The organism is Rothia sp. HMSC072E10, from assembly GCF_001813965.1.
In the GTDB taxonomy this organism is placed as follows: domain Bacteria; phylum Actinomycetota; class Actinomycetes; order Actinomycetales; family Micrococcaceae; genus Rothia; species Rothia mucilaginosa_A.
Genome location: NZ_KV814490.1, coordinates 1 through 25100 on the forward strand (window position 1 = coordinate 1; position 25100 = coordinate 25100).

The 25100-nt window shown below is 59.2% G+C and carries 19 protein-coding genes, 1 tRNA gene and 1 pseudogene; 2 read left to right on the plus strand and 19 right to left on the minus strand.

The window, feature by feature from the left end; translation table 11 throughout:
- Nucleotides 1–57: 57 nt before the first annotated feature.
- The 12 genes from HMPREF2944_RS05125 to HMPREF2944_RS05180 all read right to left on the minus strand — a co-directional run bounded on the left by HMPREF2944_RS05125 (nucleotide 58) and on the right by HMPREF2944_RS05180 (nucleotide 15108).
- Nucleotides 58–1305, minus strand: coding sequence for a glycosyltransferase (locus HMPREF2944_RS05125; protein ID WP_070681157.1), 1248 nt, complete (start codon nucleotides 1303–1305; stop codon nucleotides 58–60).
- A gap of 13 nt (nucleotides 1306–1318) precedes the next feature.
- Nucleotides 1319–2263 (minus strand): glycosyltransferase family 2 protein, encoded by a 945-nt coding sequence (locus tag HMPREF2944_RS05130; protein WP_049343036.1) that lies wholly within the window; start codon nucleotides 2261–2263, stop codon nucleotides 1319–1321.
- Between the two features lie 72 nt (nucleotides 2264–2335).
- Nucleotides 2336–3376: a glycosyltransferase family 4 protein gene (locus HMPREF2944_RS05135; protein ID WP_070648882.1), complete on the minus strand. Its 1041-nt coding sequence runs from the start codon at nucleotides 3374–3376 to the stop codon at nucleotides 2336–2338.
- A 2-nt stretch (nucleotides 3377–3378) separates the two neighbouring features.
- Nucleotides 3379–4788 carry an O-antigen ligase family protein gene (locus tag HMPREF2944_RS05140; RefSeq protein ID WP_070681160.1) on the minus strand — a complete coding sequence of 470 codons (1410 nt, stop codon included), beginning with the start codon at nucleotides 4786–4788 and terminating at the stop codon, nucleotides 3379–3381.
- Nucleotides 4785–5900: a glycosyltransferase family 4 protein gene (locus HMPREF2944_RS05145; protein ID WP_070681162.1), complete on the minus strand. Its 1116-nt coding sequence runs from the start codon at nucleotides 5898–5900 to the stop codon at nucleotides 4785–4787. The genes HMPREF2944_RS05140 and HMPREF2944_RS05145 overlap by 4 nt, the downstream gene beginning before the upstream one ends.
- Nucleotides 5897–6982, minus strand: a complete 1086-nt coding sequence (locus HMPREF2944_RS05150; protein ID WP_070681165.1) for an acyltransferase family protein — start codon at nucleotides 6980–6982, stop codon at nucleotides 5897–5899. The genes HMPREF2944_RS05145 and HMPREF2944_RS05150 overlap by 4 nt, the downstream gene beginning before the upstream one ends.
- Nucleotides 6983–6993: 11 nt before the next feature.
- Complete coding sequence (locus tag HMPREF2944_RS05155; RefSeq protein ID WP_070681168.1) at nucleotides 6994–9237, minus strand: N-acetylneuraminate synthase family protein; 2244 nt, start codon at nucleotides 9235–9237, stop codon at nucleotides 6994–6996.
- Between the two features lie 88 nt (nucleotides 9238–9325).
- The gene (locus HMPREF2944_RS05160) at nucleotides 9326–10054 is read right to left on the minus strand and encodes an acylneuraminate cytidylyltransferase family protein (protein ID WP_070648878.1); all 729 of its coding nucleotides are present in this window, start codon (nucleotides 10052–10054) and stop codon (nucleotides 9326–9328) included.
- Nucleotides 10054–11154: an RNA-binding protein gene (locus tag HMPREF2944_RS05165; RefSeq protein ID WP_070681171.1), complete on the minus strand. Its 1101-nt coding sequence runs from the start codon at nucleotides 11152–11154 to the stop codon at nucleotides 10054–10056. Before HMPREF2944_RS05165 ends, HMPREF2944_RS05160 begins: the two co-directional genes overlap by 1 nt.
- Nucleotides 11145–12143 (minus strand): CgeB family protein, encoded by a 999-nt coding sequence (locus tag HMPREF2944_RS05170; protein ID WP_070681174.1) that lies wholly within the window; start codon nucleotides 12141–12143, stop codon nucleotides 11145–11147. The genes HMPREF2944_RS05165 and HMPREF2944_RS05170 overlap by 10 nt, the downstream gene beginning before the upstream one ends.
- Nucleotides 12144–12367: 224 nt before the next feature.
- Complete coding sequence (locus HMPREF2944_RS05175) at nucleotides 12368–13288, minus strand: glycosyltransferase family 2 protein (RefSeq protein ID WP_070681177.1); 921 nt, start codon at nucleotides 13286–13288, stop codon at nucleotides 12368–12370.
- A gap of 146 nt (nucleotides 13289–13434) precedes the next feature.
- Entirely contained in the window at nucleotides 13435–15108 is a 1674-nt protein-coding gene (locus HMPREF2944_RS05180; RefSeq protein ID WP_246823752.1) for an ABC transporter ATP-binding protein, read from the minus strand.
- A gap of 466 nt (nucleotides 15109–15574) precedes the next feature.
- Here HMPREF2944_RS05180 and HMPREF2944_RS09470 point away from each other — a divergent pair, with 466 nt between their 5' ends.
- The gene (locus HMPREF2944_RS09470) at nucleotides 15575–16741 is read left to right on the plus strand and encodes an arsenate reductase/protein-tyrosine-phosphatase family protein (RefSeq protein WP_070507844.1); all 1167 of its coding nucleotides are present in this window, start codon (nucleotides 15575–15577) and stop codon (nucleotides 16739–16741) included.
- 111 nt (nucleotides 16742–16852) lie between these two features.
- Here the strand turns inward: HMPREF2944_RS09470 and HMPREF2944_RS05190 are convergent, their stop codons facing one another.
- From HMPREF2944_RS05190 to HMPREF2944_RS05200, 3 genes are all read right to left on the minus strand, one after another.
- Nucleotides 16853–17833, minus strand: coding sequence for a ribose-phosphate diphosphokinase (locus tag HMPREF2944_RS05190; RefSeq protein ID WP_070681181.1), 981 nt, complete (start codon nucleotides 17831–17833; stop codon nucleotides 16853–16855).
- 20 nt (nucleotides 17834–17853) lie between these two features.
- Entirely contained in the window at nucleotides 17854–19308 is a 1455-nt protein-coding gene (gene glmU, locus HMPREF2944_RS05195) for a bifunctional UDP-N-acetylglucosamine diphosphorylase/glucosamine-1-phosphate N-acetyltransferase GlmU (RefSeq protein WP_070681184.1), read from the minus strand.
- Nucleotides 19309–19396: 88 nt separating this feature from the next.
- Nucleotides 19397–19467 (minus strand) — tRNA-Gln (locus HMPREF2944_RS05200).
- Between the two features lie 253 nt (nucleotides 19468–19720).
- On the opposite strand from HMPREF2944_RS05200, the gene HMPREF2944_RS05205 reads away from it, so the two are divergent.
- On the plus strand, nucleotides 19721–21565 hold the full coding sequence (locus tag HMPREF2944_RS05205) for an ABC-F family ATP-binding cassette domain-containing protein (RefSeq protein ID WP_070681187.1): 1845 nt from the start codon (nucleotides 19721–19723) through the stop codon (nucleotides 21563–21565).
- 54 nt (nucleotides 21566–21619) lie between these two features.
- Here the strand turns inward: HMPREF2944_RS05205 and HMPREF2944_RS05210 are convergent, their stop codons facing one another.
- The 4 genes and pseudogenes from HMPREF2944_RS05210 to HMPREF2944_RS05225 form a co-directional block, all read right to left on the minus strand.
- Nucleotides 21620–22807, minus strand: a complete 1188-nt coding sequence (locus tag HMPREF2944_RS05210; RefSeq protein ID WP_070681189.1) for a glycosyltransferase — start codon at nucleotides 22805–22807, stop codon at nucleotides 21620–21622.
- A gap of 84 nt (nucleotides 22808–22891) precedes the next feature.
- Complete coding sequence (locus HMPREF2944_RS05215) at nucleotides 22892–23902, minus strand: GHMP family kinase ATP-binding protein (RefSeq protein WP_070681193.1); 1011 nt, start codon at nucleotides 23900–23902, stop codon at nucleotides 22892–22894.
- A gap of 68 nt (nucleotides 23903–23970) precedes the next feature.
- A complete protein-coding gene (gene rsmA, locus HMPREF2944_RS05220; protein ID WP_070681196.1) occupies nucleotides 23971–24843 on the minus strand; it encodes a 16S rRNA (adenine(1518)-N(6)/adenine(1519)-N(6))-dimethyltransferase RsmA in 873 nt (290 codons plus the stop codon).
- 45 nt (nucleotides 24844–24888) lie between these two features.
- A pseudogene (locus tag HMPREF2944_RS05225) lies at nucleotides 24889–25100 on the minus strand (LPS biosynthesis protein); the annotation flags it as partial.

Genomic DNA, 25100 nt, shown 5'->3' on the forward strand with positions numbered 1-25100 from the left:
CGGGGCGGTCAGACTTTTAGTCTGACCGCCCCGCCTTCTTCTATGAGCCGAGCTCTTTTAGTCTTCGGGCAAAGCCTGCACGTAGGTCTTCAAACGGCTGATGAACCGTGCCTCCGAGAAACTATCCACGTGCTCACGGATGTAGTCGGCGTCCCAGTCCTTCGGGTTGAAGACCTCCAGAGCTGCCTGTAGCTGCTCCACCGTGGGCTGCTCGATGAACACGCCCGTCTTACCTTCCTGAATCGTATCCAGGAAGCCACCCGCGCGGTACGCGATGACCGCCTTGCCGCTCGCTCCGGCCTCCAGCGGAGTGATGCCGAAGTCCTCGTAGGAAATTGCCAGCAGCGCCAGGCAGTGGCGGTAGGCGTAGCGCAGCTGCGCATCCGTCACACCCGAGGCAATCCGAATCGTGTCACCCGCAATCTGCTGCAGGTGTTCCTTCTCGGGACCATGACCAATCACCAGCAGTTTCTTGCCCAGGTTATTGCAGGCTTCCACGGCCTTGTCCACATTCTTGTAGGGCAGCAGACGCGAAACAATCAGGAAGTAATCCTCCCCGCTCATGAACTCTTCCAGACCCGGAATCGGCTCCGTCGGGGCTTTAGGGTCCACCGAGTGCGGAGGGAAGAAAATCGGAACGTCCTTCTTACCGTACACGTTCTCGATGCGCTTCTTAATGACGCTGGCGTTCGCCACGTAAACCGCCGAGCGGTGCGCTGCCCAGTGATCCCACAGCATCAGCGCCGGACGTAGCGTCTTCAGCAGCAGCGGCACGGGACCGGTGCTCTTCTCGCCCAGGTACTGATCGCTCAGGTAGAGCCAGCGAGCCGGCGAGTGGCAGTAGATAAACTTGCGACCCGCGTAGTTGAAGCCGTGCGCCCAACCCGTCGTCGATACCACGGCACGCTCTGCGGGAACCTTCAGAAGGGAGGAAGCCAGCGGAAGAATCGGCAGGGCCATGCGGTGGTTACGGCGCAGGTAGCCAATCTTGTTCAGAGGACTCGTGATGATTTTCGCGTCCTTGAACTCGGGGAACGTTCCCTCCGGGTCGTACAGGGTCGTGTAAATCGGGGCGTCCGGGAACGCGCGATGCATGGCCAAGACCACGCGCTCGGCACCTCCGCGCTGAGTCAGGTAGTCGTGAGCAATTGCGATTTCCTCTGTTGCCTCCGGCTTCACAAAGGGTACGTAGCGACGCACCAGGTGCGCCACCTTCTTCAAGCCCTTCGGAATATCTGCCAGCACCGCATCGGGATTCTTTGGCCCGGTGAACGGAGCGGAGGTCAAGAGCTGAGCGAGTGACATTTTCTTTTCCCTCCTAGAAAACTTTCTGTGCGCGTTCGGGGTAGTGAATACCTGCGTAGGATGCAGCCTCAACCTGCAGAGCCACCAGCTTCTCGGCCAGCTTCGCCGGCAGTTTGAGCAGAATCTTATCGCTCGCATCGCCCAGGGTCTTGATGGTCTTTTCGGTCGTGAACCGGGCCAGGGTCTTTACGAGGAAACCCCACGGGCCGCTCGGGTTCGGGGCCGGATGCGCGGCATCTCCGTGCTTACGGACGAAAATCGTGCGGGCAGATCCCGAATGTAGAGCGCGCAGGGCACGCACCGCGGTGGTGGTGGCCTCAGCATAGTGCTTGACCTCAACCTCGTCAGAAATAATGATGCGGCCACCGGCATCGTGCACCATCTTGCCCATGTCTACGTCTTCCCAACCGTAGAGGCGGTAAGCCGGATCATAGCCTCCGGTACGCTCGTAGAACTCAGCGGAAATCGACGAGTTTCCGTTCCAGTACAGCCAGCGTCCCTCTTCGGCCACGCTCAAGGCGCCTTGCTTAAAGCGCGCATCGCGGAAGTTACCGTACACACGGGAGTACGGGGTGTCCGGGTACACGTTCTTGAGGGTACCGATCACGCCGTCGTAGTCGCGGTGCAGACGAATCTGGTTAGCGACGTAATCGGGAGCCGGCTGCAGGTCGTCATCGCAACGGATGAGGATATCGGCATCAGCCGCTCGGTGGCCGGCGTTCAGCGCCGCCACTCGGCCGCGGTTCTCCTCAAAGACAATCTTGGTCAGGTTCAGCTTGCCCTCGGCGATGTAGCGATCAACCACGGCCTCGCTGTTATCGATATCGCCATCGAGAACCACGATGACCTGGAAGTCCTTCTCCGTCTGCTCGGCAAGCGCATCCAGCGGGTAGTGCAGAATCTCCGCGCCACCGCGAGAGGGGATAATGACCGCAGCCTTGTAACGGTGAGTCGTCATGCTTTTCCTTCGGGTTGAGGTGAGATGAGAGTTTGAGTGAAATATCCCGTGGGGAGGGATCGGGCGTAGGGATTAGCCAGCGAAGCGTTCCAGCACCTCGCCTACGCGCACTTTACCGGCCTCGGGTGAGTAGTTTTCCTGCCAACGCCAGAACAGTTCGGAGGTGCGTTCCGCCAGGTCGGAGGAGTTCTCGCGTAGCTCCTCCCCCAGGCTCTTGATGGCGGCGGCCAGGTCCAGAGGCTGACCGGCCGAGACGATATAGGGGTAGGATTCGCCGCCCACGACCTCGGCTAGGGCGCCGGCATCACTCACAATGACAGGGATGCGGGCGCTCATCGCTTCAGCAACCACAAGGCCGAAGGACTCGGGCGCAATGGAGGGAACCACCAGCATATCGATGGAACCAAAAAGTTTGTCCGGGGTGGTCCAGCCGAGTCGGGTGCTGAAAGACGACACCTGCTTCAGCGCTTCCTCCACCTCGGTACGCTCCTCATCCGAGGCAAACACGGGTTCACCGCCGATAACCAGGTCATAGACGACCTCGTCAGCATTCAAGGCGCTCATGGCCGAGCAGAGGGTCGCGATACCCTTCGAGGGGGTCAGACGGCCCAGGTACCCCACGCGCAGGCGGCGATCGCCCACGCTGTGGTCCAGGGCGGTGGACACGCCGCTCACCCAGTTTGCAAAGACTTCGCTGCCGGGGCAGGAGTGCTCCACATAGCGGCTGGGCACCAGGGTCACGGAAGCTTTGCGGCGGGCGAAAGGCACCAGCTTGGCGTTCAATCCGGCCGGTAGCTGGTGCAGGTGCACGATGCGGTTCTTACGGCCGCCAGTAGCCGCAGCAGGAACCAGACCGTTACACCACAGCAGAACGTCCTTGTGGCGAGCGTGCCAGACGCGCAGCGCCAGCATGTACTGGGCTCGGTTTTTCGCCGGAAGCACGACGCGGGCGAAGCCCTCATCGGCGGCCGCCTCCACGAGCTGATTGGGCTCGGAGGGGCCGACGATGGTGACCTTATAGCCAAGGCTCCGGGCCGCGCGGGCCACGTTCAGGAGCATGACCTCGCCGCCGCCAATATCGCCGTTATTGGTAGCTATATAAAGCTCTTTCATCGTTATGCTTTCCTCGCCCGCTGACGGATAGAACTGACGTCAAACGATTTAGAAGTAGGTGACTTCTTAGGAATTTCTTGCTGGGCTACAGCGGCAGGAGCTTCCTTCTCGATGAGCTGGCCCTTCTGCTGTGCAGGTTTCTCAGCGTTGCCCTGAACCTTCTGCGTAGCATCTGAAATAGGTTCATGATGTCCGCTGTCCGAAGCGTCTAGATCCTTGTCCGGGTTCAGGTACAGCAATGCAAGACCCACCACGATAGCCCAAGGCACCGTCAGAATCACCTCGCCAAGACGCTGAGAGGTAATAATGATGATCACCATTGCGGCTTCGGCAATAACAATGCGCTGAGCACGCGGCTGCTTCCAGATGAATGCGGCAGAAATCATCAGGGCTACAATCACAATCATATAGATCCATCCAGCCTCCTGGACCAGCGTCATATATGAATTGTGGAAATAGAAGTAACGATTCTGAAGCGGCACCTGAGCGGTACCCAGACCGCCACCATACCAAGGAACCACATCAATCATGCGGTACATGGTCTCATCGATTCGTTCACGCAGAAGGTCACTACCAAGTCGATCCGCGAAGGCACCAGCACGCGCGAAATTATCTTCCAGGTAGTTCACAGCGAGGTAGAACAGCCATGCAAGAACTGCCTTACCGAACAAATTCAGGCGATGAGAAAAGTACAACCACAGGACAGCAAAAGCATATGCGGCAAGAGAGGTACGGGAACCAGTCAACCACAGCATGCCGGAGGTAACAACAAGAGCAGCAATACGGTGGCTTGTCTTGCGGACCATAGCAACAAACAAGAAGCCGAAAATTGCGTAATACAGACCTGACTGATTCTTATCGTTCAACCAACCGGTCAGCGTACCGCCGTAGTTATTCGGTGCGATGCCCGCATAAAATCCAATGAGGTTAAAGATAAGACCCGAAGCCACACCAAAGATGAGGGAACGAATATCAACCCTTTTTTGCGCAATCTGCAATGCCAACAGAAGGACCACAGCCATACGGATTGCACGGCGAATCGCTTCGTCGACAGAAATACCGTTAAAAGCTAGACTTTCAAACAAAGCCCAGCCAACAGCAAACAGGATGATTGAGAAGAACAAGGAGTTATACCTTGTCTCCAAGGTGGCAGGTTTGGTCAGCTTGTACAGCACAAACAGCATCACAACAACAGTACCCACGGGCATAGTCACAATGGGCGTAGGGACGCCGATGAAGATCAGGCCGAAACCAGCCCAAAAATCAAGCATTGACAGCCTTGAGACGCTGCCGACAAGGTACTTTACTTCACCCGCGGTCGCCTGCCCAATGCGATATGCCTGGCGAGAATTAGGATTTTTATCCTGCTGAGAAGCGGCGGCCTCTGTACTTTGGGGGAAAGACACGGTCATTTCTTCTCCAATGTGCGAGTGTAAATATCAGCCGTCTGAGCAGCCATCTGTTCATTCGAAATCCAGGTGAAAGGCTCAGACTCGCCCTTCTGCAGCTGCGCGCGCATAGCCTGCAGAACATCCTGAGTCAGGGTTGCACTCTGGCGGTCCACCAGCTCGTCGGCGCCCAGAATCTCCGGGTTACCGCCCACAGCGGTAGCAACCGTCTTCAGGCCGGCCGCCTTAGCATCCAGCAGAGTGTATGAGCAGTTCTCCCACACCGACAGCTGAACAATCATGTCGCTACGGCCCATCGCCTCAATTGGGTTAACGAAGCCGCTGAAGGTCACCGAATCGCCCAGGTTCAGACGCTGAGCCTGAGCCTGCAACTCGGAAGCCAAATCACCGGAGCCCGCAATCTCAAGGTGAGCCTGCGGGTAATCAGCACGAAGCTGCGCAAAAGCGTCCAGCAGCACGTCGATGCCCTTCTCAGGGGACAGACGAGACAGCGAGAGAATACGAGGACCGCCCTCGGCAGGTACACGCTGCTGCTCAACAGCCGCATGTACCTCGGGGATGTCCACGCCGTTGTACACCAGTTCCACGCCACGAGCGCCCCACTTGGCGCGCATCTGATCGGCGGTAGAACGGGAAACAGCAATTGCCTGGTCGGTACCCCACAGGCGCACACGGTGCACGGTCTCCATGAGCTTAGAACGCCAGGAGCTACCGTGGTACACCGAGTCATTACCGGCAATACCGTGCTCGGTGGTCAGAAGCTTCGGCACGCAGGTGCCGCGCTTGATGACGCTACGGATGCGTAGCGTGTTGACTACAGCGGTCGCGACAACATCCGCATACGCCAGGTGGCTGTGCACAATATCCGGGCGGAGCTGCTCAATAGCCTTCTGCAAAGAAGCAAAGGACGTCTTGAAACCGTAGTCGGGGCCGAAGTCAGCCTTGATAACGGTGACGCCCAGTTCCTCAAGGCGGCTCGTGAGCTTACCCTCGGGTGCGAGAACCACCAGGTTAAAGCCGGGGAGCCCGGCACGTGCCATATCGACAACGTGCCGAGCTACTCCACCAAAATCGGGAACCGGAACGACCCAAAGAGCCGTTGGTGTAGAGGTCATGCCTTAGTCAACTTTCGAGTGAGGAAAGAACGGAAGGATGCAGAAACCTTAGTTTCAATAGAAATATGCACCAGGTAGGCGAAGCAAATCACCAAAACCAATGCAATAATACGTGCCCCCCAGGGGCCAGCCACCGGGTAGAACAAATCCACCAGCATATAGCCGACCATAGCGTGGCCCAAGTACAGGGGGTAGGAAATACGTCCCAAGAAATTCAGCGGACCCTTTGCAAGTACCGGAACGTTCTTCAGGTATACAACGATGAAGAACACCAGGCTAATCAGCGCCACACCGATTCCATGAGCAAGATCATGCATCAGCGCTGCGTTGAGGGAAGCCAGAATCGCAAAGTACGGAATGTGCCAGGTGAACTTTCGATCATGACTGTACATGAAGAACATCATGCCCAGACTAAAGAGCGAAGAATGTTCCGCAACCGCAGCCCACACAATCATCTTCGGTGCTCCACCGAGAGAAGCCTCAGGGTGGAAAAGCAGACACAGAGCCGTACCGATAACCGACCAGGTAAGCAGAATCGTAGTCAGCTCCCCACGGTAAATCTTTCCCTTCCTGATAATCAGGTACAGGGCGACCATCACGTAGAACTGCAGTTCCACTGCCAGCGTCCAGTACACCTGATCCACGTTATCCACACGCAGGAAGCGTTGCAGCATTGTCGTGTTGATCAGGGTCTGCGGAATCGTAATATGGCGTCCGGGGTTTCCGTAGATGAAATACACCAGAGCTGATACCGCCAGCGCAAACCAATAGGTCGGGTAGATACGAGAAAAACGCGAAATCACGAACTTCAGTGCCGACCCGCTCTTGATGGCGCTGAGCAGAATCACGAAACCAGAAATGATGAAGAAGAGCTGAACACCCAACTCACCCAGGGCGATGTCATAGGGCGAAGGAGCAGTCCGCGGATAGTTCTCCGTAGCGGGAACACCCAGGTGATAAATCACCACGGTAATAGCAGCCAGGCCGCGGAACCCGTCCAGCTCCCGGAAACGCCCGGGAGTGATGAAGTCCTGATCTAGAACATCATCCTCCCGAGCTTTTACGGTCTGAGACTTGGTCATAGACGCTGATCCTACAGCCACTTCTCGAGGCGGTCCAGCGCGGTGAAGAAGCCTTCACCGTTGTTGATGTGGCCCTGCCAGATTTCGGGAATGAAGGATGCCTTCGGTGCCAGCTCACGCAGCTGCTTGCCCAGGGATGCCCAGTCGACATCGCCTTCGCCAACCTGAACGCCCTCACCGTCAACGCCAGTGCCGTCCACCAGGTGCAGGTGAATGGACAGCGGTGCCAGCTGCTCAACAGCCTCCGACAGCGGAATGTTCAGGAAGTTGCACGCAAGCATGGTGTGAGAGATGTCCAGGCAGAGCGCGGTGTCGAATGCACGCGAGAACTCTGCGGTGTCCTTCGGATCCAGGAACAGGTTGTGGTACTGCTGACCACCCATCAGCCAGGGGTACGGGGGCAGAGTCTGAGCCGCCAGGCGGACGCCGGATGCATCCAGACGCTTCAGGGCCTCACCGATACGCTCGTACTTCTCAGCACGTGCAGCAGCGGGGATGTGCTTGTCCTTGGTGAAGCCACCCATGGTCACAACCATGACCGGGTCCTCATCTACGGTGAAGTAGCGGGTCAGGTCACGGGTGATGTCGATGGTGCGCTGAACCTCAGCGATGGAGCGCTCCCACACCTCGGGGTCCTTGGAGGCGAGGTCCACCAGGAAGTCACCTGCGAACAGGTCGGGCAGGTGGGTGGTGAAGCCCATGTCCAGCTTGGAGTCAAAGACGTCGTCGATGTTGATCTCGAGGTCCTTGTAGGAGAAGTGGAACTCCAGGAAGTCCGGCTTAGCCTCTTCAATCAGCGGCTTGTAGTCGTGGTAACGAACCGGCAGACCCCAGGGGCGGTCGAACTTGAAGTCGCGGCGGGTCACCAGGTCATCCTTCAGGTCACCCTCGAAGAAGAACGAGCCTTCTTCAACGTCGCGCTGCATGGTGCGGCCCAGCAGCTGCGGCAGGTAGTTCGGCTGCAGACCGCGGCCGGGGGACTTCACAGCAACGTCAGCCTCGGTCACGACCTCACCCTTAGCAATGTGGCGGGTAGCAACCAGGGACTTTGCCAAGTTCACGCGGTTCATCAGCTCACCGGTGGACACCTCGCGAGGAGCAGCAGAACCAATAGCTGCCTCAACCTCACGAATCTGCTGGACCATCGCCTTGAATTCTTCAGGTAGCAGGGAGACGGTGTGGTCGTTACCCTCGAGGGTCTTGTCGGTGGTGAAGTGCTTCTCGATGATCTTTGCACCGCGAGCAACGGCGGCAATCGGCACGTGGTAGCCACGCTCGTGGCCCGAGTAACCGACCAGGCACTGGCCAATCTCTGCCAGGCGGTCCATGTAGGCCAGGTTCACGTCCTTGAAGGGTGCGGGGTAGGCCGACTGGCACTGCAGCAGGGCGTAGGATGCGCCGGCGTTGCGCAGCAGGGCCACGGACTCGCGAATCTCTTCCTCGCGGCTCATACCGGTGGAAACCAGCATGGGCAGACCGCGGGATGCGACGTCGCGCAGCAGCTCGTGGTTGGTCAGGTCGGCAGAAGCAATCTTCATGCCCTGAATACCGTAGTCGACCAGTGCCTGCACCGAGGGGGCGTCCCAGGGGGTGCACATGATGTCCATGTTGTGCTGCTTGACGTGGTCGAAGACCTCGTACATCTGGTCCACGCTCAGGGAGAAGCGGGAGAGCAGGTCCAGGGTGTACTGCACGCCCAGGTCCTCGCCAGCGGTGGCTGCACCGCGCTGACGGTAGAGGGCGTCCATGTCACGCAGCTGGAACTTCACGGCGTCGGCACCGGACTCAACAGCCAGGTCCACCAGTTCCTTAGCGAAATCAACGCTGCCCTGGTGGTTGTTACCAATCTCGGCGATGATGAAGGCCGGAGAGTCCTCGCTGATGGTGTGCTTACCGATGCGCAGGACGTCCTGCTCATCCATGGCGAGTGCCACGAGGTGGCCGCGCTCGTCGGTCAGCGGAACGTGGTTAATACCCTTGGCGAAGTAACCGCGCAGGGTCTCGGGGTCGGCATCTGCCGGAGCGGTCTGCGGGTTGGTGTTAGCGGCATCCAGGGCGCTGGTCTCCAGGGACGCGGTCGGGTTGGCAATCAGCCAGCGACGGAAATCGCCGTCGGAGAGAGAACCGCGCAGAATACCGGACTCGTTGACCAGGAAGATGATGCGCTGGCCGTTGGCAGAAATCTTCTGCAGTGCGGTAAGAATCGGGTCTTCAGCGAAGACCACATACGGGGCGATATTACGTTCAATAATCATAGGTTTGAACCTTTTCGTTTGAGTGTTCTATTGAATGACTGAGTGCCGGTCAATCCGGGATGGCGACGAAAATGTCGCCGGATGAGGGTTACTTGCTCTCGTTCAGAATCTGAGTGAGCTGATGTTCCGCCACGGAGAAGTCAATCGGCGCGTCGATGTCGACACCCTCAACCTCGTTGAGCATGAACAAGTCAATCGTACCGCCGGGGTAGCCGGCCAGGCGGTTGTGGTGCTCCGTGTACACGGGGGTCTTCGTGATGTACATGGAGCCGTTCTCGCGGTAGCGGAAGGTTTCCTTAGTCAGCTCCTGACGGCGCGGACGGTGCATAATCTCGAAGGCTGCGGTGGGTTCCCCATCGGCGTGCCAGGTCCAAATGAACGGACCGATCGGAATCACGCCGACCATGGAGTCCTTGTCGTTCTCGACAAACTGGCGGACCGCGCGTGCCAGGGTTCCGGGCAGACGCACGGGGCTGGTTGCCTGCAACAGCATGACGGCTTCGGGTGCCCAGCCGTTCTCGGTGTAGAACTCGATGGCGTGCTCGACGACCGGCTCGGTTGCGGTGGTGTCCTCCGCCAGGTGGGCCGGGCGAATGAACGGCACCTCGGCGCCGTACTCGCGGGCGATATCGGCCAGCTCGGCATCATCGGTGGAGACGACAACGCGCAGCTCGTGCTCACCGGCAAGCTCTTCCTTCGCCGCCAGGGCCTGCTCGATGGTCCACGCCACGAGCGGCTTACCCGCAATCGGGCGCAGGTTCTTGCGCGGAATGCCCTTCGAGCCGCCGCGTACGGGAATGACGCAGAGAATACGCATTATGCCTCCAGAGTTTCGATGATGAGTTCAGCGATGCGGCGTGCCGGTTCCTTCTCAGGCTGAACCGGTGCGGGGGTGGGTTCGCTCCCCCACCGGTTCATGCCGTAACGGTCCCAGAATTCCACAAGCCATACCGGCGGTGCCGGGTGGTATACCCAGGCCGGGATGCCGCGGATAGCCGCCTCCAGCACTCCGGTGGAGAAAATCGACACGACGGGGTTCGGCACCTCGTTCAGCGGGGTGCCGGAACGATCGATGCGGATGCCTTCCTTCTCCCACAGCTTGTGGGTCAGCACCGATAGCTTGTCCTTCTCGCTCGGGTGCGGGCGGTAGATACCGCCGTACTTCTTCAGGAAGGAGTGCGCGGCAAAAGCAAAGGATGCTCGCGGCAGCTCGGCACCGTGCATCTGGCCCAGGAAGATGGGTTCCAAATCGTTCTGCTTCTGCGCCTCGGCGCCGGCGGCTTTCTGCGCGGCCAGGTAGAGTAGCTGAGAACCCACCGCGTGGGTGGTCACGTCGCGGCGACCCGACGCCCAGAACTGGGCGTCAGCTTCGCTGAACGCCAGCAGAGTTGCGCCAACCGGCAGGGGCGGTGCCTGCGGCACGAGCAGACCGTGCTGTACGACCCAGTACTCAGCGCCAATCGCGCGAGAGTACTCGTAGGCGGCCGCGCCGCGGGCCAGGTAGTGGCCGAGGGAAAGGACCACGCGCACACCGGGCAGGAGCCCCTGCAGCTGGTCGCCCGTCACTTCCTGCTCGGTCCAGGCATCACGGCCGTAACGCTCGGTGGCGTACTGGCCGTTGAGGTACTCCGAGGCGTCCTCGGGGACCCACAGGGCCACGCCCACGTTCTCGAGGTACTTGAGCGGCTCCAGCAGGGAGTTACGGCTCGTCGGAGAGAAAGAATCGAGCACGATGAGCACGCGGGGTACGGCGCCGCGGGTGTAGAGAACACCGCCAACAGGTGCTTCCTGTTCAGCCGCGCCCCCGCGCAGACGTCCGATAAGGCTGCGGGCCTCGCCCTTAGCCCAACGCAGGGTATTCTGGCGCTTCTGCCAGGCGGCCCATGCATCAATGTCGAGGGGATAGGTTAGGCCCATAGCTGCTCCAAAATCTTGACGCGCTGATCAAAGGTGTGCTCGGCCAGAGTACGCTTCTGACCGGCTTCACGAATCTTTCGCGCCCACTTCGGGTCACGGAAAATGCGGGTACAAATCTCGATGAGCTCATCGATGCTCTCGTACACCAAAACCTCTTCACCCGGAATGTAGTAGCGGTCCACGTCGGGGCGATCAATCACCTGCAGGGCGCCAACGCCGGGCGCCTCGAAGGTACGCATGGTGAAGCCGTCCTGGTTATTGTGGATGTTCAACGTTGCCGGGGAGGACGCCATAATGCCATACGCCTCAGAGCGGTCAATATCGCGACCTGCGGGAACGCCGGAATCCTTGAACTGCTTAGTGCGCAGAATATCGTAGGGGTGACGCGACCAGGCACGGCCGTACGCGCGAACCGGCAGACCGGCGGCGACGAGGGCCTGCAGGGTCTCCTCACGGTTGGGGTACTTGGCGCCCACGAAGTTGATGGAGTCCTCACGCACGGGAACAACCGGGCAGTGGGTGTCATAGGCGTTGGGCATGTCGAGCACCTCAAAGCCCTGCTCGCGCAGGTGCTGCGCATCCAGCGGGCTGTAGCTTGCCAGCGCACCCAGGTGGTGCAGGTCCTCTTCGGTGTAGCTCATGCGGCGCATCTCGTCGTAGAGCCAGGTGCCGTAGCGAACGCCGGAGGTTTCCAGCAGGTCCCACCATTCGCGGGAGAGCATGTCGCCCTTAATGACCAGCACAATATCGGGGCGGAACTCGTTGAAAGCGTCAATAGCCTTTCGAGTTGCCTGAGCCGCGAAGCTTTCGGGGCGGTACTTCTCGGGCAGCTCGTGGGCGAGCTTGTTGAGGATGCGCTCGGACAGAGTACCGGGGGCATCGTAGATGTGGGTGCGCACATCGTATCCGTGCACTTCCAGGGACGCTTGAATCGCCTTCCAGTACCCGTGGAATGCGGGTGAGAGTAGTAGAAGTTTGGGCTGAGTCATATGAGGATTGGATCCTGTCGGCGTTTGCTATAAGAACCCGCAGGGTAAAACCGTGCGGTGCTATGTGTTGGAGTGAAGCAGAGAGGTACGTTTCAAGCAAAGCTTGCGCTCAAACATACCTACTAAAATTTTACAACGAAAGCAGAAGATGACACATGCTTACGCAGTGTGTCACCTCCAACGTTTAGCTATGGGGCGCTCCGCACCGGGCGCGGACGCTAGAGCTAGTTTTCGCGGCGCTCGGCCTTGGCGATGCGCTCCAGTTCGGCGGCGAGGAACCCCCGAGCGTCTACATCCTTATTGCGCAGCGCACGCACAGAGTTCACGAGGAAGTTCGCGTAGCTGGTCGCACGCAGGGCTACGGCCAGCTTCTTTTCCCAGCCCCACTTGTCGGCGTAGATGAAGCGTGCGGTGGTCAGCCACTGGATGCGACGCTCCGAGGGGGAAGATCCGCCGCCCTCGTGGGTAACGGTTACCGAGGGAATCAGGTAGCGGTCCACACCGGCCTGCGAGAGGCGGTACTGGAAGTCCACCTCTTCGCTGTTCATGTAGAAGCGCTCGTCCATGCCGCCGAGGCGGTTGAATACGGCGCGAGGCACGACCATGCAGGCGCCCATAACCCAGTCGACCTTCGCGTCGGAGGTTCCGGTGCATGCCTCAACGTCGTGTCCAACGCCGCGGTGCCACCAGTTGGTCGGCTTGAAGCGAGCCAAGGGGGTGAACCATTCCCAGGCGATGTGTCCGGCGGTGGGGAACTTGCGGGCCACCCACTGCTGCTGGCCGTCGTGGCCAATAATTTGGGGGCTAGCCAGCACCTCGCCGTGGCGTTCCACGGCTGCGAGCATGCGCGAGACGAAGGTGTTATCCAGCTCCAGGTCGCTGTTGAGGATGAAAACCCATTCGCCGGTCGCGGCAGCGACACCGGAGTTCACGGCCTTACCGAAACCGCCGTTGACGGGGCGGCGAACCACGGTCACGCCCTCGACCTCGGGGAACGGGGTAGGAGAAACGTCATCAGAGACAACGATTTCAATATCAGCGGGGCCAATACCCTGCTGAGCATGCAGCGTGTCGATAATGGCGAGAACCGGTTCCGGCTCACCGTAAAACGGGATGACCGCAGAAACGCGGGGTGAGTGGGTCATAACATGTCCTTTGAGCGAGGGGGGCGGGCCGCATCAGCGGATGGGGCCCGGAGGTAAGAAAAGAAGCTGAGGCGTGGAGAGGGGCGATTGCGCCAACGCGTCTGTACTATTCGTACCACTGCGTCGCCACAACCGCCCCGCATCTGTTAGTCCGGCAGCTGGCCCAGGCGAACGAGGTTCGCAAATTCTTCGTTTGCCGCCTGAACTTCCTTGAAAGTTCCCTTATTGGCGATGCGGCCCTGGGAGAGGTACACCAGCTGATCAACGTTACGCACCGTGGAAAGACGGTGAGCCACGATAATCACGGTAATCTCCTTGGAGATGCGGTTAATGGTCTGAGTAATCTTGTGCTCAGTCTCATTGTCCAGTGCACTGGTTGCCTCATCCATAACCAGCAGGCTCGGGTTGCGGTACATTGCACGCGCAATACCCACACGCTGACGCTGACCACCAGAGAGGCGGTTACCGTTCTCACCAATCGGAGTGTTGATGCCATCTTCCAAGGTCTCGACAACGGGCATCAGCTCCGCCAGCTCAAGGCAGTAGAGCACTCGCTCATCATCGATGTACTGCTTGGGAATGCCGAAGGCGACAGCCTCACGCAGAGTACCGTTACCCAGGTACGGATCCTGAGGAACATAACCAATCTTCTGGTACCAAGCATGCAGGTCAGCGTGGATGTCCTTACCCTGGCTAGAAATCGTGCCGCTCGTCGGGGTCAGCAGACCAAGAATCAAGTCAACCAGAGTAGTCTTACCCGAACCGGAGCCACCCACGAAAGCAACCGAGGTACCAGCCGGCACATCCAGCTGAATGTCTTTGAGAACGTCCTTATCACCATCCGGGTAACGGTAGACCAGGTCGTCAATTTGAACATCCACGGGGTCAATTCCCGAGTTGATGATGGTTGCCGGATCAATTTCATCCTTGAACTCAACCATCTGCAGGCGCTGCTCTTCGGGGCTCATCGAGCGGATAACCTTAGCTACCTCTTCACTAGCGAACTCGTTCGCACGGATACCGCCCAGGGAGGCAATCATACGGGTCGCGTTCGGAAGGATGCGGATACATGCGGTTGCGAAAAGCATCAGGGAGGGAAGACCATCAGCACCCTGAGTCGAAGTCACCAAAGCCAGCAGACCAGCGATACCCACGATGAAAATAATTTCAAGCGAATACTTGGGGAAGTCGTTCAGGAACGAGAGGTTAACATCGCTTTTAACGCTTCGTACTGCGGGCTCGCGGTACTGCTCGATAGCAGCCTTGTGCGCATTCGTAATACGAATTTCGCGGAAACCCCTGATGTCGTCCAGCAGGAAGCGCAAAGCGTCTCGACCCGCACGTGCCGTTATCTCACCATACTTCGCGTTACCGCGGCGCAAGAAGAGCTGCATGATAGCGATGGTGATGCCGAAGTATGCGAAAGCAACCAGCGCAGGAATCGGCATGACGCACAGAATCATGATGAGCAGCACGATGATAGACAGGAAATCGCCCACAAAGTTAATAATCGATCCCACAAAACCGCGGTACGCAAACACCACGTAGGTGCTAATCAGATACGCGGTTTCCTCAGGCTGAGACTTCCTGTGATTGAAGTAGCTATCCTTCATGTAATGGTTGAGGATAGTCGTCGACGTCGCCAGCTGCTGGTAGCCGGTGAACTTCAGGCTCCAACGCTTAAAGAGGAGCGCAGCGATACCCTTAATCACAAAGGCGAGCACCAGGACAATACCCAAATAGAGCACCAAATCAGAACGCTGAGGGTTGCCGAAGATATCAGAAATTACAGCCAGGTAGCCGGTAATTTCAGCACCCATCGCAATATTCATAATGGGAAGAATGGCCGCAACACCGACCATTTCCATTAGCGAAAGAAGGAATAGGCCGATTAGATTCACAATTAGTAGCGTAAAGCTCCGTCCTGGGAAAAAGATACGAAGCTTAGTGTAAATACTCTTCATTGGTCCTCGTTGGTGAGTGTTTGCACTGGCTTCCGAGTGAGAAGAAGCCCAGCATTTCACGCCAATTCTAGCATGTGACCTCTAAACCCTTTCGCTATAAAGTTTGTACTTTAGGTCATCATCACGTCCCCAGGTTGAAGCTTTCAGAGCGACCTACATTGAAGATGTATCGGACGAGGCCTTAGGGAATTCGCCACACTCGAGATTCAGAAACCTTTGAAGAGTCAAGCAACTCGGTATGATAGATACTATTCGTTCAACTTCACCCGACACTTCCGGCTTCCCTGTTCACCGTTGGGTACGTCAAGAGAAAAGGCTTTTGATGGGCATCTTCAACATCAAGTCCTTGAAGGACAAGTACACCCGGGGCTCCGCAGAGGAGATCACCGACTCCTCCAAGGCCCCCGAAACCACCGCGACCACTGCGCCGGCATCCGCCCCCTCCATTGCGGAAGGGGTCCGCTCGCTGATCCAGAACAACCCCGACCTGGCAGGCAAGAACCGCCGCGGGGCCGCCCAGCGCTCCATGGTCCCTTCGGGTTCGCTCCGCGAAGTCATGGGCGAGTATGAGGCTCACTCCCCCGCCGAGGTCGCCGCCCAGACGCCCCTTCCCAAAGCATCCGAGCCTTCCCACGCCGAAGAAATCTCTGAGGACGGCACCGTCACCATTGATGCGCAGCCGCTGAACCTCACCGAAACCTCGGGTACCGCCGCCGATATCCTCCCCCTGGACGAACCGTCTGCAGAGGGCTCCTCCTCACGCTCCGTTCACGTCGAGGAACACCACGCACCCACCGTCGCTTCGGGTGTTCTGGCCGACACCGCAGAAGAGCCCGCTCCGACAGCCCTCGCGGCACGTGAGGAGACCGCAAGCGCCCCGCAGGGTGAACGCGAACGCACCCCGCTCTTCAAGCTCTCCCCCGGCACCTTCACCCGCAGCGGCGCCCACGACACCGACGGCCCCTTCCAGGCGCTCTTCGTGTGCACCGGCAACATTGCCCGCAGCGCCTCCGGCGAGGTCATTTCCAAGCACCTGGCGGCAGAGTACGGGCTGGAGGACAAGTGGACCTTCGCCAGCGCCGGTACCGGCGCGCTGGTCGGTCAGGGCGTGTACGAGCTCATCGCCAACGAGCTCATCGAGCGTGGCTACAACCCCGAGGGTTTCGCCTCCCGTCAGCTGACCGAGGAGATTATTAAGAACGCGACCATCATCCTGGTCGCGGAGAAGGTGCACGCCGACTGGATCGTGCGCGAGTGGCCCCAGTACCACTCTAAGATCGTGCTGCTCAAGCAGGCTGCACGCCTTCGTGAGGAAGCGCGCCGTGCCGAGCCGCTCTCCTACCTCTACTCCTACGGTGGCACTCCCCTCGCGAGCGATAAGCTCGAGGACCCCTACCGTCGAGGCCCGGCCGCCGCGAAGAAGGCCGTGGACGAGGTTGAAGAGTCGCTACGCGTGATTCTGCCGTGGCTGGCGCGAGCCCACCGCTAAATCTCCGCAATACAGAATCTGCAGGGGCCTGTCCCCCCCCCTCTGAAACGTAGAAAATCCCCCGCTACCACAACCGTGGTAGCGGGGGATTTTCTACAGCCTATTCAAGCCCTAGTGATCGAAAATCTCGGTCACGGAGCCCTCGTCGAAGACCTCGCGAATAGCGCGAGCGATGAGGGGCGCGATGGAGAGAACGGTCAGGTTCTCGAAGCGCTTTTCCTCAGGGACGGGCAGGGTGTTGGTCACCACGACCTCGACCGCGCCGCACTCGGACAGACGCTCAACGGCGGGATCGGAGAGAACCGGGTGGGTTGCCGCGATGATAACTTCCTTCGCGCCCTTATCCATGAGGACCTTCACGGCGCCAGCGATGGTTCCGCCGGTGTCGATCATGTCGTCAATCAGCACGCAGGTGCGGCCCTCAACGTTACCCACAACGGTCTTGGAGACCGCGTGGTTCGGAACGTTGATGTCTCGGGTCTTGTGCACGAAGGCCAGGGGTGCGCCGTCCAGCAGGGTGGCCCAGTGCTCGGCCACGCGCACACGACCGGTGTCCGGGGACACCACGGTCACGTTCGACAGGTCCTCAACGCGCTCGCGGATGTGCTTAGCCAGCACCGGAATTGCGAAGAGGTGGTCCAGCGGGCCGTCGAAGAAACCCTGAATCTGCGAGGTGTGCAAATCGACGCACATCAGGCGATCCGCGCCGGCGGTCTTGTACAGGTCAGAAATCAGGCGAGCCGAGATGGGTTCGCGGCCCTTGTGCTTCTTGTCCTGACGAGCGTAGGGGTAGAACGGGGACACCACGGTAATGGAGCGAGCGGAGGCACGCTTAAGCGCATCAATCATGATGAGCTGCTCCATGAGCCACTCGTTAATCGGTGCCGGGTGCGACTGAATCACGAATGCGTCCGCACCGCGCACAGACTCCTCAAAACGGACGTAGGTCTCGCCGTTGGCGAAGGTGTATGCGGAGGTGGGCAACAGGTCGTGGTCAAGGGCCTGCGCAATCTCCTCGGCGAGCTTGGGGTGTGCTCGACCGGAGACCACTACAAGCTTGCGCTCACCGGGGTTGGTAATCTCGCTACTCATGGTGTTGTTCTTTCCTCGGATTAGGATTCTGCCGGTTCCTGTGCGCCCGCGGCCTTTGCAGCCTCAGCGGGTTCGGTACCGGCACGGTTCTTCAGAACCCAGCCCTCGATGGTGCGCTGGGAAGTCTCAGAGTAGGCGAGGGCGCCCGCAGGAACATCCTTGCGGATCAGCGCGCCCGCGCCGGAGTAGGCACCGTCACCCACGGTGACCGGTGCAACGTAGATGCCCGCGGATCCCATGCGGGCATGTGCGCCAATAACGGAACGGTTCTTCACCAGACCGTTGTAGTTGGCGAAAATGGAACCCGCACCAATGTTGGCGCCCTCGCCGATGGTGGCGTCGCCAACGTAGGACAGGTGCGGAACCTTCGCGCCGTCACCAATCTGCGAGTTCTTGGCCTCGCAGAAGGTGCCGAGCTTCGAGCCCTTACCCAGGGTCGTACCGGGGCGCAGGTATGCGAAGGGACCGACGGTTGCGCCCTCACCAATCACGGCGCCAAAGCCGTGCGCGCGGATGACGGTAGCGTCAGCCTCAACGGTCATATCGGTCAGAGTGGTGTCCGGGCCAATGGTTGCGCCGGTGGCAACGGTGGTGGAGCCGTGCAGCTGCACGCCGGGCAGGAGGGTCACGTCGTTCTCAATGGTGACGGTAACGTCAATCCAGGTGTTCTGCGGATCGACGATGGTCACGCCGTTGCGCATGTGAGCCTCGAGGATGCGGTTGTTGAGCATGCGGCCCAGCTGAGCCAGCTGCACGCGGTCGTTAGCGCCCTCAACTTCCCAGCGGTCCTCAATGGCCAGAGCGGAGGTACGGTGACCCTTCGAACGGGCGATGGACAGCACGTCGGTGATGTACTTCTCACCCTGAGCGTTATCGGTGGTCACCTCAAGCAGGGCTTCGCGCAGCACGTCGGCGTCAAAGGCGTAGATTCCGGAGTTAATCTCGGTGATTTCGAGCTCTTCGGGGGACGCGTCCTTCGCCTCGACGATGGCGGTCACCTCGCCAGCCTGGTTACGGACAATACGGCCGTAAGCGCCGGGCTCATCCACGTGGGTGGTCAGCACGGTGACAGCGTTCTTATCTTCCTCGTGGAAAGCAATCAGTTCGCGCAGGGTCTCGGGGCGCAGCAGGGGCACATCGCCGTAGGTCACCAGCACGGTGCCCGAGACGGGGGCCTGCGCATCCAGAGCGTTCAGACCAACCTCAACGGCACGGCCGGTGCCGGGGATTTCGTCCTGGTCAACGATAGTCACGTCGGGGTCGAAAGCGAGCACGTGCTCGGCGACCTTGTCGCGCTGGTGGCGCACCACTACAGCGTGGCGTTCAGGGTTCAAGTCACGGGCCGCGGCAACGGCGTGCTCCACCATGGAGCGGCCACCAATACCGTGCATAACCTTGGGGGTTGCGGACTTCATGCGCGTGCCAGCGCCGGCGGCGAGAACAATCACCGCGGAGGGTGCCAGTTCAGTGTTCACTGAGAAGACTCCTTATACGAGGTTGTAAGAGTGAGAGGTGAGCGCGGAACCGCCGACTCTCATTCAACGATTCCGTTGAGTGCTTACGCTCCGCCACTAGGACTCGAACCTAGACAAACGGCTCCAAAGGCCGCTGTGCTGCCATTACACCATGGCGGATTATTCCCGTGCCGGTGCGGGTACCGCCTCTGGTGGCAGTCGCCATTCGCTACCCTAATTTTGGGCAGAGAACAGCGCCGTGCAGGAAATGCTTCCCTCAGTTTATCAAATATCCGCCGTGGGCTCGCCCCACGCGCGGCGCAAACGCGGGCTTTCGACGGGTACTTCAGCTATCTTTTCAAACCTTCAACCGTTCCCCCATCGATTACCTCACCGGCAACTGAAAATACCCTCACCCTGTACCCTAGAAGGCGTGGCACATTTACTAGGCGGCGAATCGCTGCACCTCGAATTCCCTACCCGAACCATCTTTGAGGGCATCACGGTCGGTCTGAACGAGGGCGACCGCATCGGCATTGTCGGCCGTAACGGCGACGGCAAGTCCACCCTCATGAAGATTCTTGCCGGCCGGCTCGAACCGGACTCCGGCCGCGTCACCGTGCGCGGCGGCACCCGCATCGGCTACCTCGACCAGTCCGATGTTCTCGACGACGACCACACCGTCGGCTACGCGATTGTGGGCGACACCCCCGAATACGAGTGGGCCTCGCAGGCTCGCATCCGCGACGTCATCTCGGGCCTGGTCTCTGACCTGCCCTGGGATGCGCCGGTCTCTTCTCTCTCCGGCGGTCAGCGTCGACGCGTAGCACTCGCTTCCCTGCTCGCGCAGGAGTGGGACGTGCTCATGCTCGACGAGCCCACCAACCACCTGGACGTCGAGGCCATCACCTGGCTCGCAGGCCACCTGAAGTCCCGCTGGTCGAAGAACACCGGAGGCCTCATGGTCGTTACCCACGACCGCTGGTTCCTCGACGAAATCTGCACCGACACCTGGGAGGTTCACGACCGCATCGTCGAGCCCTTCGAGGGCGGCTACGCGGCGTACATTCTGCAGCGTGTTGAGCGTGACCGTCAGGCAGCCGCGGCTGAGGCGAAGCGCCAGAACCTGATGCGTAAGGAACTCGCGTGGCTGCGCCGCGGTGCGCCCGCGCGTACCTCCAAGCCGAAGTTCCGCATTGACGCCGCGAACGCCCTGATTGCGGATGTTCCCCCGGTGCGTGACACCGTGGAGCTGAAGAAGATGGCGGTCTCCCGCCTCGGCAAGGACGTGGTGGACCTCGAAAATGTCTCCGTCACCTACGACGACCCCTCGATGCCCGACGGCAAGCGCCCCGTTCTGAAGAAGGTCACCTGGCGTATCGCTCCCGGCGAGCGTACCGGCATCCTGGGTGTGAACGGCGCGGGTAAGTCCACCCTGCTGTCGCTGGTGACCGGCGATTTGAAGCCGACCGAGGGCCGCGTCAAGCACGGCAAGACCGTGAAGATTGCGACCCTCACCCAGCAGCTCGACGAGCTAAAGGAGGTCGAGAATGACCGTGTATCGGATGTGATTAGCCGTAAGAAGCGTAGCTACATTGCAGACGGCAAGGAGCTGTCCCCCTCGCAGATGCTGGAGCGTCTGGGCTTTACCAGTGCGCAGCTGTCTACCCCGGTCAAGGACCTGTCGGGTGGCCAGAAGCGTCGCCTGCAGCTCATGCTGATTCTGCTGGATGAGCCGAACGTGCTGATTCTCGACGAGCCCTCTAACGACCTGGATACCGATATGCTCGCGGCCATGGAGGATCTGCTGGATACCTGGCCGGGTACCCTGCTGGTGGTCAGCCACGACCGCTACCTCATGGAGCGCGTGACCGATCAGCAGTACGCCGTGATTGACGGTTCGTTCCGCCATCTGCCCGGTGGTGTGGACGAGTACCTGGCACTCTCGGCGGCCGGTGCTGGCGGCTCTGCGGCAGGTAGCGCGCAGGCCCGTTCCACCGCCCCGACCCAGAAGGCTTCGACGCAGGAGGCTGAGGCACCCGCCAAGCCGAAGGTTTCCGGCGCCGAGCAGCGCGCGGCGCAGAAGGAATCGGGAGCGATTGAGCGTCGCCTCGCCAAGCTGGCGGCGGAACAGGAGAAGCTCTCCGAGCAGATGAGCGCGCACGACGCCTCAGACTACGCCGGTTTGGCGGCACTCGGCGAGCAGCAGCAGGCACTTCAGGATGAGATTGACGAGCTAGAAATGCGCTGGCTCGAACTCTCCGAGCTGCTGGGCTAACGCCTACTGACATAGAGGAATGCCGGTTCTAGAGGTTATCCGTTACAGCGGCTACTAACGGTGAATAGATTCGAAAAGCTTCTCCCACTGCCGAACAACATATTCGGGAGAAAAAGTACGAGACTTTTCAAGACACAAAGCAGACTTTTTAGCCCGCAATTCAGCATCGCTCATCGCCAGACGCATTTGCTCTTGTAGGGCTTCAACGCTGGGTTCCTCAGCAAGATACCCCACTTCAGGCACCATCTCTTGAAGTGCGCTGGAGGAAGGATAGGAAATAAGAGGAGTTCCGACCTGCATAGCTTCCAAGAAAGACATGGGCAGACCTTCAAATTCTGAAGCCATCACAGCCAAAGAACTCTGAGCGAACGTCTCAAGTACTTCCTTTGCGTTGAGCGTACCTCCAATCTCAACGCGGTGAGCAATTTCCGGATCAATCTGAGCTAGCTTCTCTTTCAAAGCTAGAACCTCTTCTTCTGAGCCGCTTCCGTTATAGCGCAGCGTCCACTCAGGAAAGTCCTCAGCACATGCAATGAAGCTTTCAAGGATACGACCCAACCCCTTCTCAGGACCGTATCGCCCAATGTACTGAATAACAGGCTTCTTCTCCCCAAGACGCAGCATCTCAGAGATCTCTTCCGAAAGAGGCTCAATAGGGTTATGAACAGCCTCTACAGGGCGGTTCAGCCACTGAGCAAACAGCTTAGCGTCGCCCTCAGATAGCGTTACGAATGAGTCATAAGACGCAGCAACCTTACGGAGGATCTTTTCCTCATCCAAACGATAAGTACTGTTGTAGCCACTGTGAAACTCGTGGATGTACCCAATGCCCTTTTTCTGATCGGATTGAGCGTACTTCGCCATGTAATCTGCAGTCTTCGCCATAGACGTCAAAACAACAGTATCTTTACCGAAAGACCGCAGGTAGCGGCGGGTCCGGAAAGTGTTATAGCAATCCCACAGGACCGTAAAACACTTCTTAACCGCCAATGCAGCTCCCAGAGGACCGGGATTGGTGTACACCAGTCGGTTATGGGTTGTCTTATTCACCAAAGGACCCGAATTAACCACAAAATCCGGCTCAATAGCGTCCGGATGACCAGCGGTATTGTCGAAGAGCGCCATATAACTGACGTTGTACCCGGCCTCGTCAAAGGCACGCCCCAGAAGCTTATTGACGGTACTAATACCGCCCAGAATGCTATAACGATCCTGCGCAATAATAATGTTTTTAACCTTCATCCATACTCCCCCCTTTTTTATAGATAGTAGATAATAGCTAGCGGAAGCGAATGAATATTAGTTTGTATATATGTGTGTCAAATACTAATGATACAGAATCGCACTAACTGCGCTCACAGCGTGGTTGCCCGCAGCGCGAAGAGTGGAGGCAAGAGACTCCGCATGAGCCTGTGAAGAGGCCAGCAGAAGCACCGTCGGTCCGGAGCCCGATACCAGCGAGGCGTACACACCCTCGCTATCGCGCAGGTTCAGGGTCTGTTCCAGCTGCGGGGCGCACGAAAGTGCGGGAGCCTGCAGGTCATTACGTAGCAGCGGTGCCACCAAGGAGGCGAGCGCCGCCTCCGAACCGTCATAAGAGTTCAGGGCTTCCAGAAGCTCTACGGGTTCCATCAGCTCGCCGGAGGCGGGATACTCACCGGCGGCACGGCCCGCGTCCAGCTGCTTGAATACGCTGGGGGTGGAGAGGCCAAACTGCGCGGCGACAATCACCAGGTGCAGAGGTTCCCGAGGCGCCGCAACGTTCTGCAACTCGGTACCGGTCCCCTGCCCCAGTGCGAGGGTCTGACCGAGGGCGGCACGCACGCTAAAGGGAATATCGGCGCCCAGTTGCGCGGCAAGACGTTCATAATCGGTCTGGGTCAGGAGCGCACCGGTGCGGCCGGTTGCGTGCAGGTAGCGGTCCGTGGCAATCAGTGCCGCTGCGGCGTCTGCTGAGCCGCCCGCCATGCCGCCGGCCACGGGCACGGCCTTTGCAATGTGCAGGTGTAACGCCGGGACAGAGCCAATACCGTGCTCCGCAAGGATTAGCTCCGCGGCACGATACACGAGATTCCGCTCATCCATCGGCACAGCGGCAGGGTCGAACTGCCCCGCCTGCATCTGCTGATCCACCAGGGAGCCGGGCACAATATCCATGCTCAAGCTCAGCCCAGGTGTCTGCCCTTCAGAGACCGTGATGGTCTCCATTAGGGAGACCGCCGCAAAAAGCGTAGTCAGCGGGTGGTAGCCGTCCGGGCGGACGTCCCCCACAGCAAGGTACAGATTGACCTTACCGGGAGCATCAACCGAAATAGCGGTCGGGGAGGCGGTACTCATCAGCGCATACACCTTTCGCGCGGGAACTCGCGTGAGAACGTCAGTGAAAAATTTAGAGCGGGAAGAAGCTACTCCGCCACAGGCTCAGCCGGGACAGTCAGCGAAGCCTCCGCAATGCGGATAAAGCCATGAATATCCAGCTTCTCACCGCGCTCCGTCGGAGCGATACCGGCAGCCACCAGAATCTGCTCCGCACGCGCACCCGAGCCCGCCCAGGAGCCCAACGCAGCGCGCAGAGTCTTACGGCGCTGAGCGAAAGCGGCGTCCACAATCGTGAACACCAGGTCGCGGTCAACGGTAGAGAGAGGCTCCTCGCGCATGCGGAAACCCACCAGGCCAGAGTTAATCTTCGGCGCAGGCCAGAACACGTTCTTACCAATCACGCCCGCCTTATATACCTCGGCATACCAATTAGCCTTCACCGAGGGCACACCGTAAATCTTCGAACCCGGGGTCGCCGAAAGACGGTCGGCGACCTCGTCCTGAACCATCACCAGGGCGTGACGGATGCTCGGGAACTGCGCAAACAGGTGCAGAAGCACCGGAACAGCCACGTTATATGGCAGGTTCGCAACCAGAGCGTCCGGAGTGCGAGGCAGCTCGGTGACCTTCAGAGCGTCCATAAGCACCACGTCGATATCGTCCGCCTTCTCGGGGCGGAACTTCTCAATCGTGTGCGGAAGCTGCTGAGCCAGCGGCGGGTCAATCTCAACCGCAACCATGTCCTTCGCAGCATCCAGGATGCCGAGGGTCAACGAACCCAGGCCCGGGCCGACCTCCAGCACCGTCTCCTCCGGTGAAATCTCTGCCGCGTTGACAATACGACGAATCGTATTGGGGTCAATCACAAAGTTCTGCCCAAGAGTCTTCGTCGGACGAATACCGAGCATCTCGGCAAGCTCACGAATCTCAGCAGGGCCGAGCAGGGGCAGATCGTTCACAGCGTTCCTTCATATAGGTGGATGGTGGGGAGGTTACAGTTTAGATTACCGCGAGAAACGCTGCTTTACCTCATCAAGAGTGGCTTCCAGAGCGTTCTTAGCGTTTGTAATACGCTTCTTCGGAGCCAAAGCAATACGCACTCGATCCAGAGGACCAGTACCGTGCTGGAGGCTATTCACCTTATCCAGATGACGCTTACCGGATTCCAGGATGACGCTACTGCCCTCCCAGCCGCACAGGCCCGGCTGCACAAAAC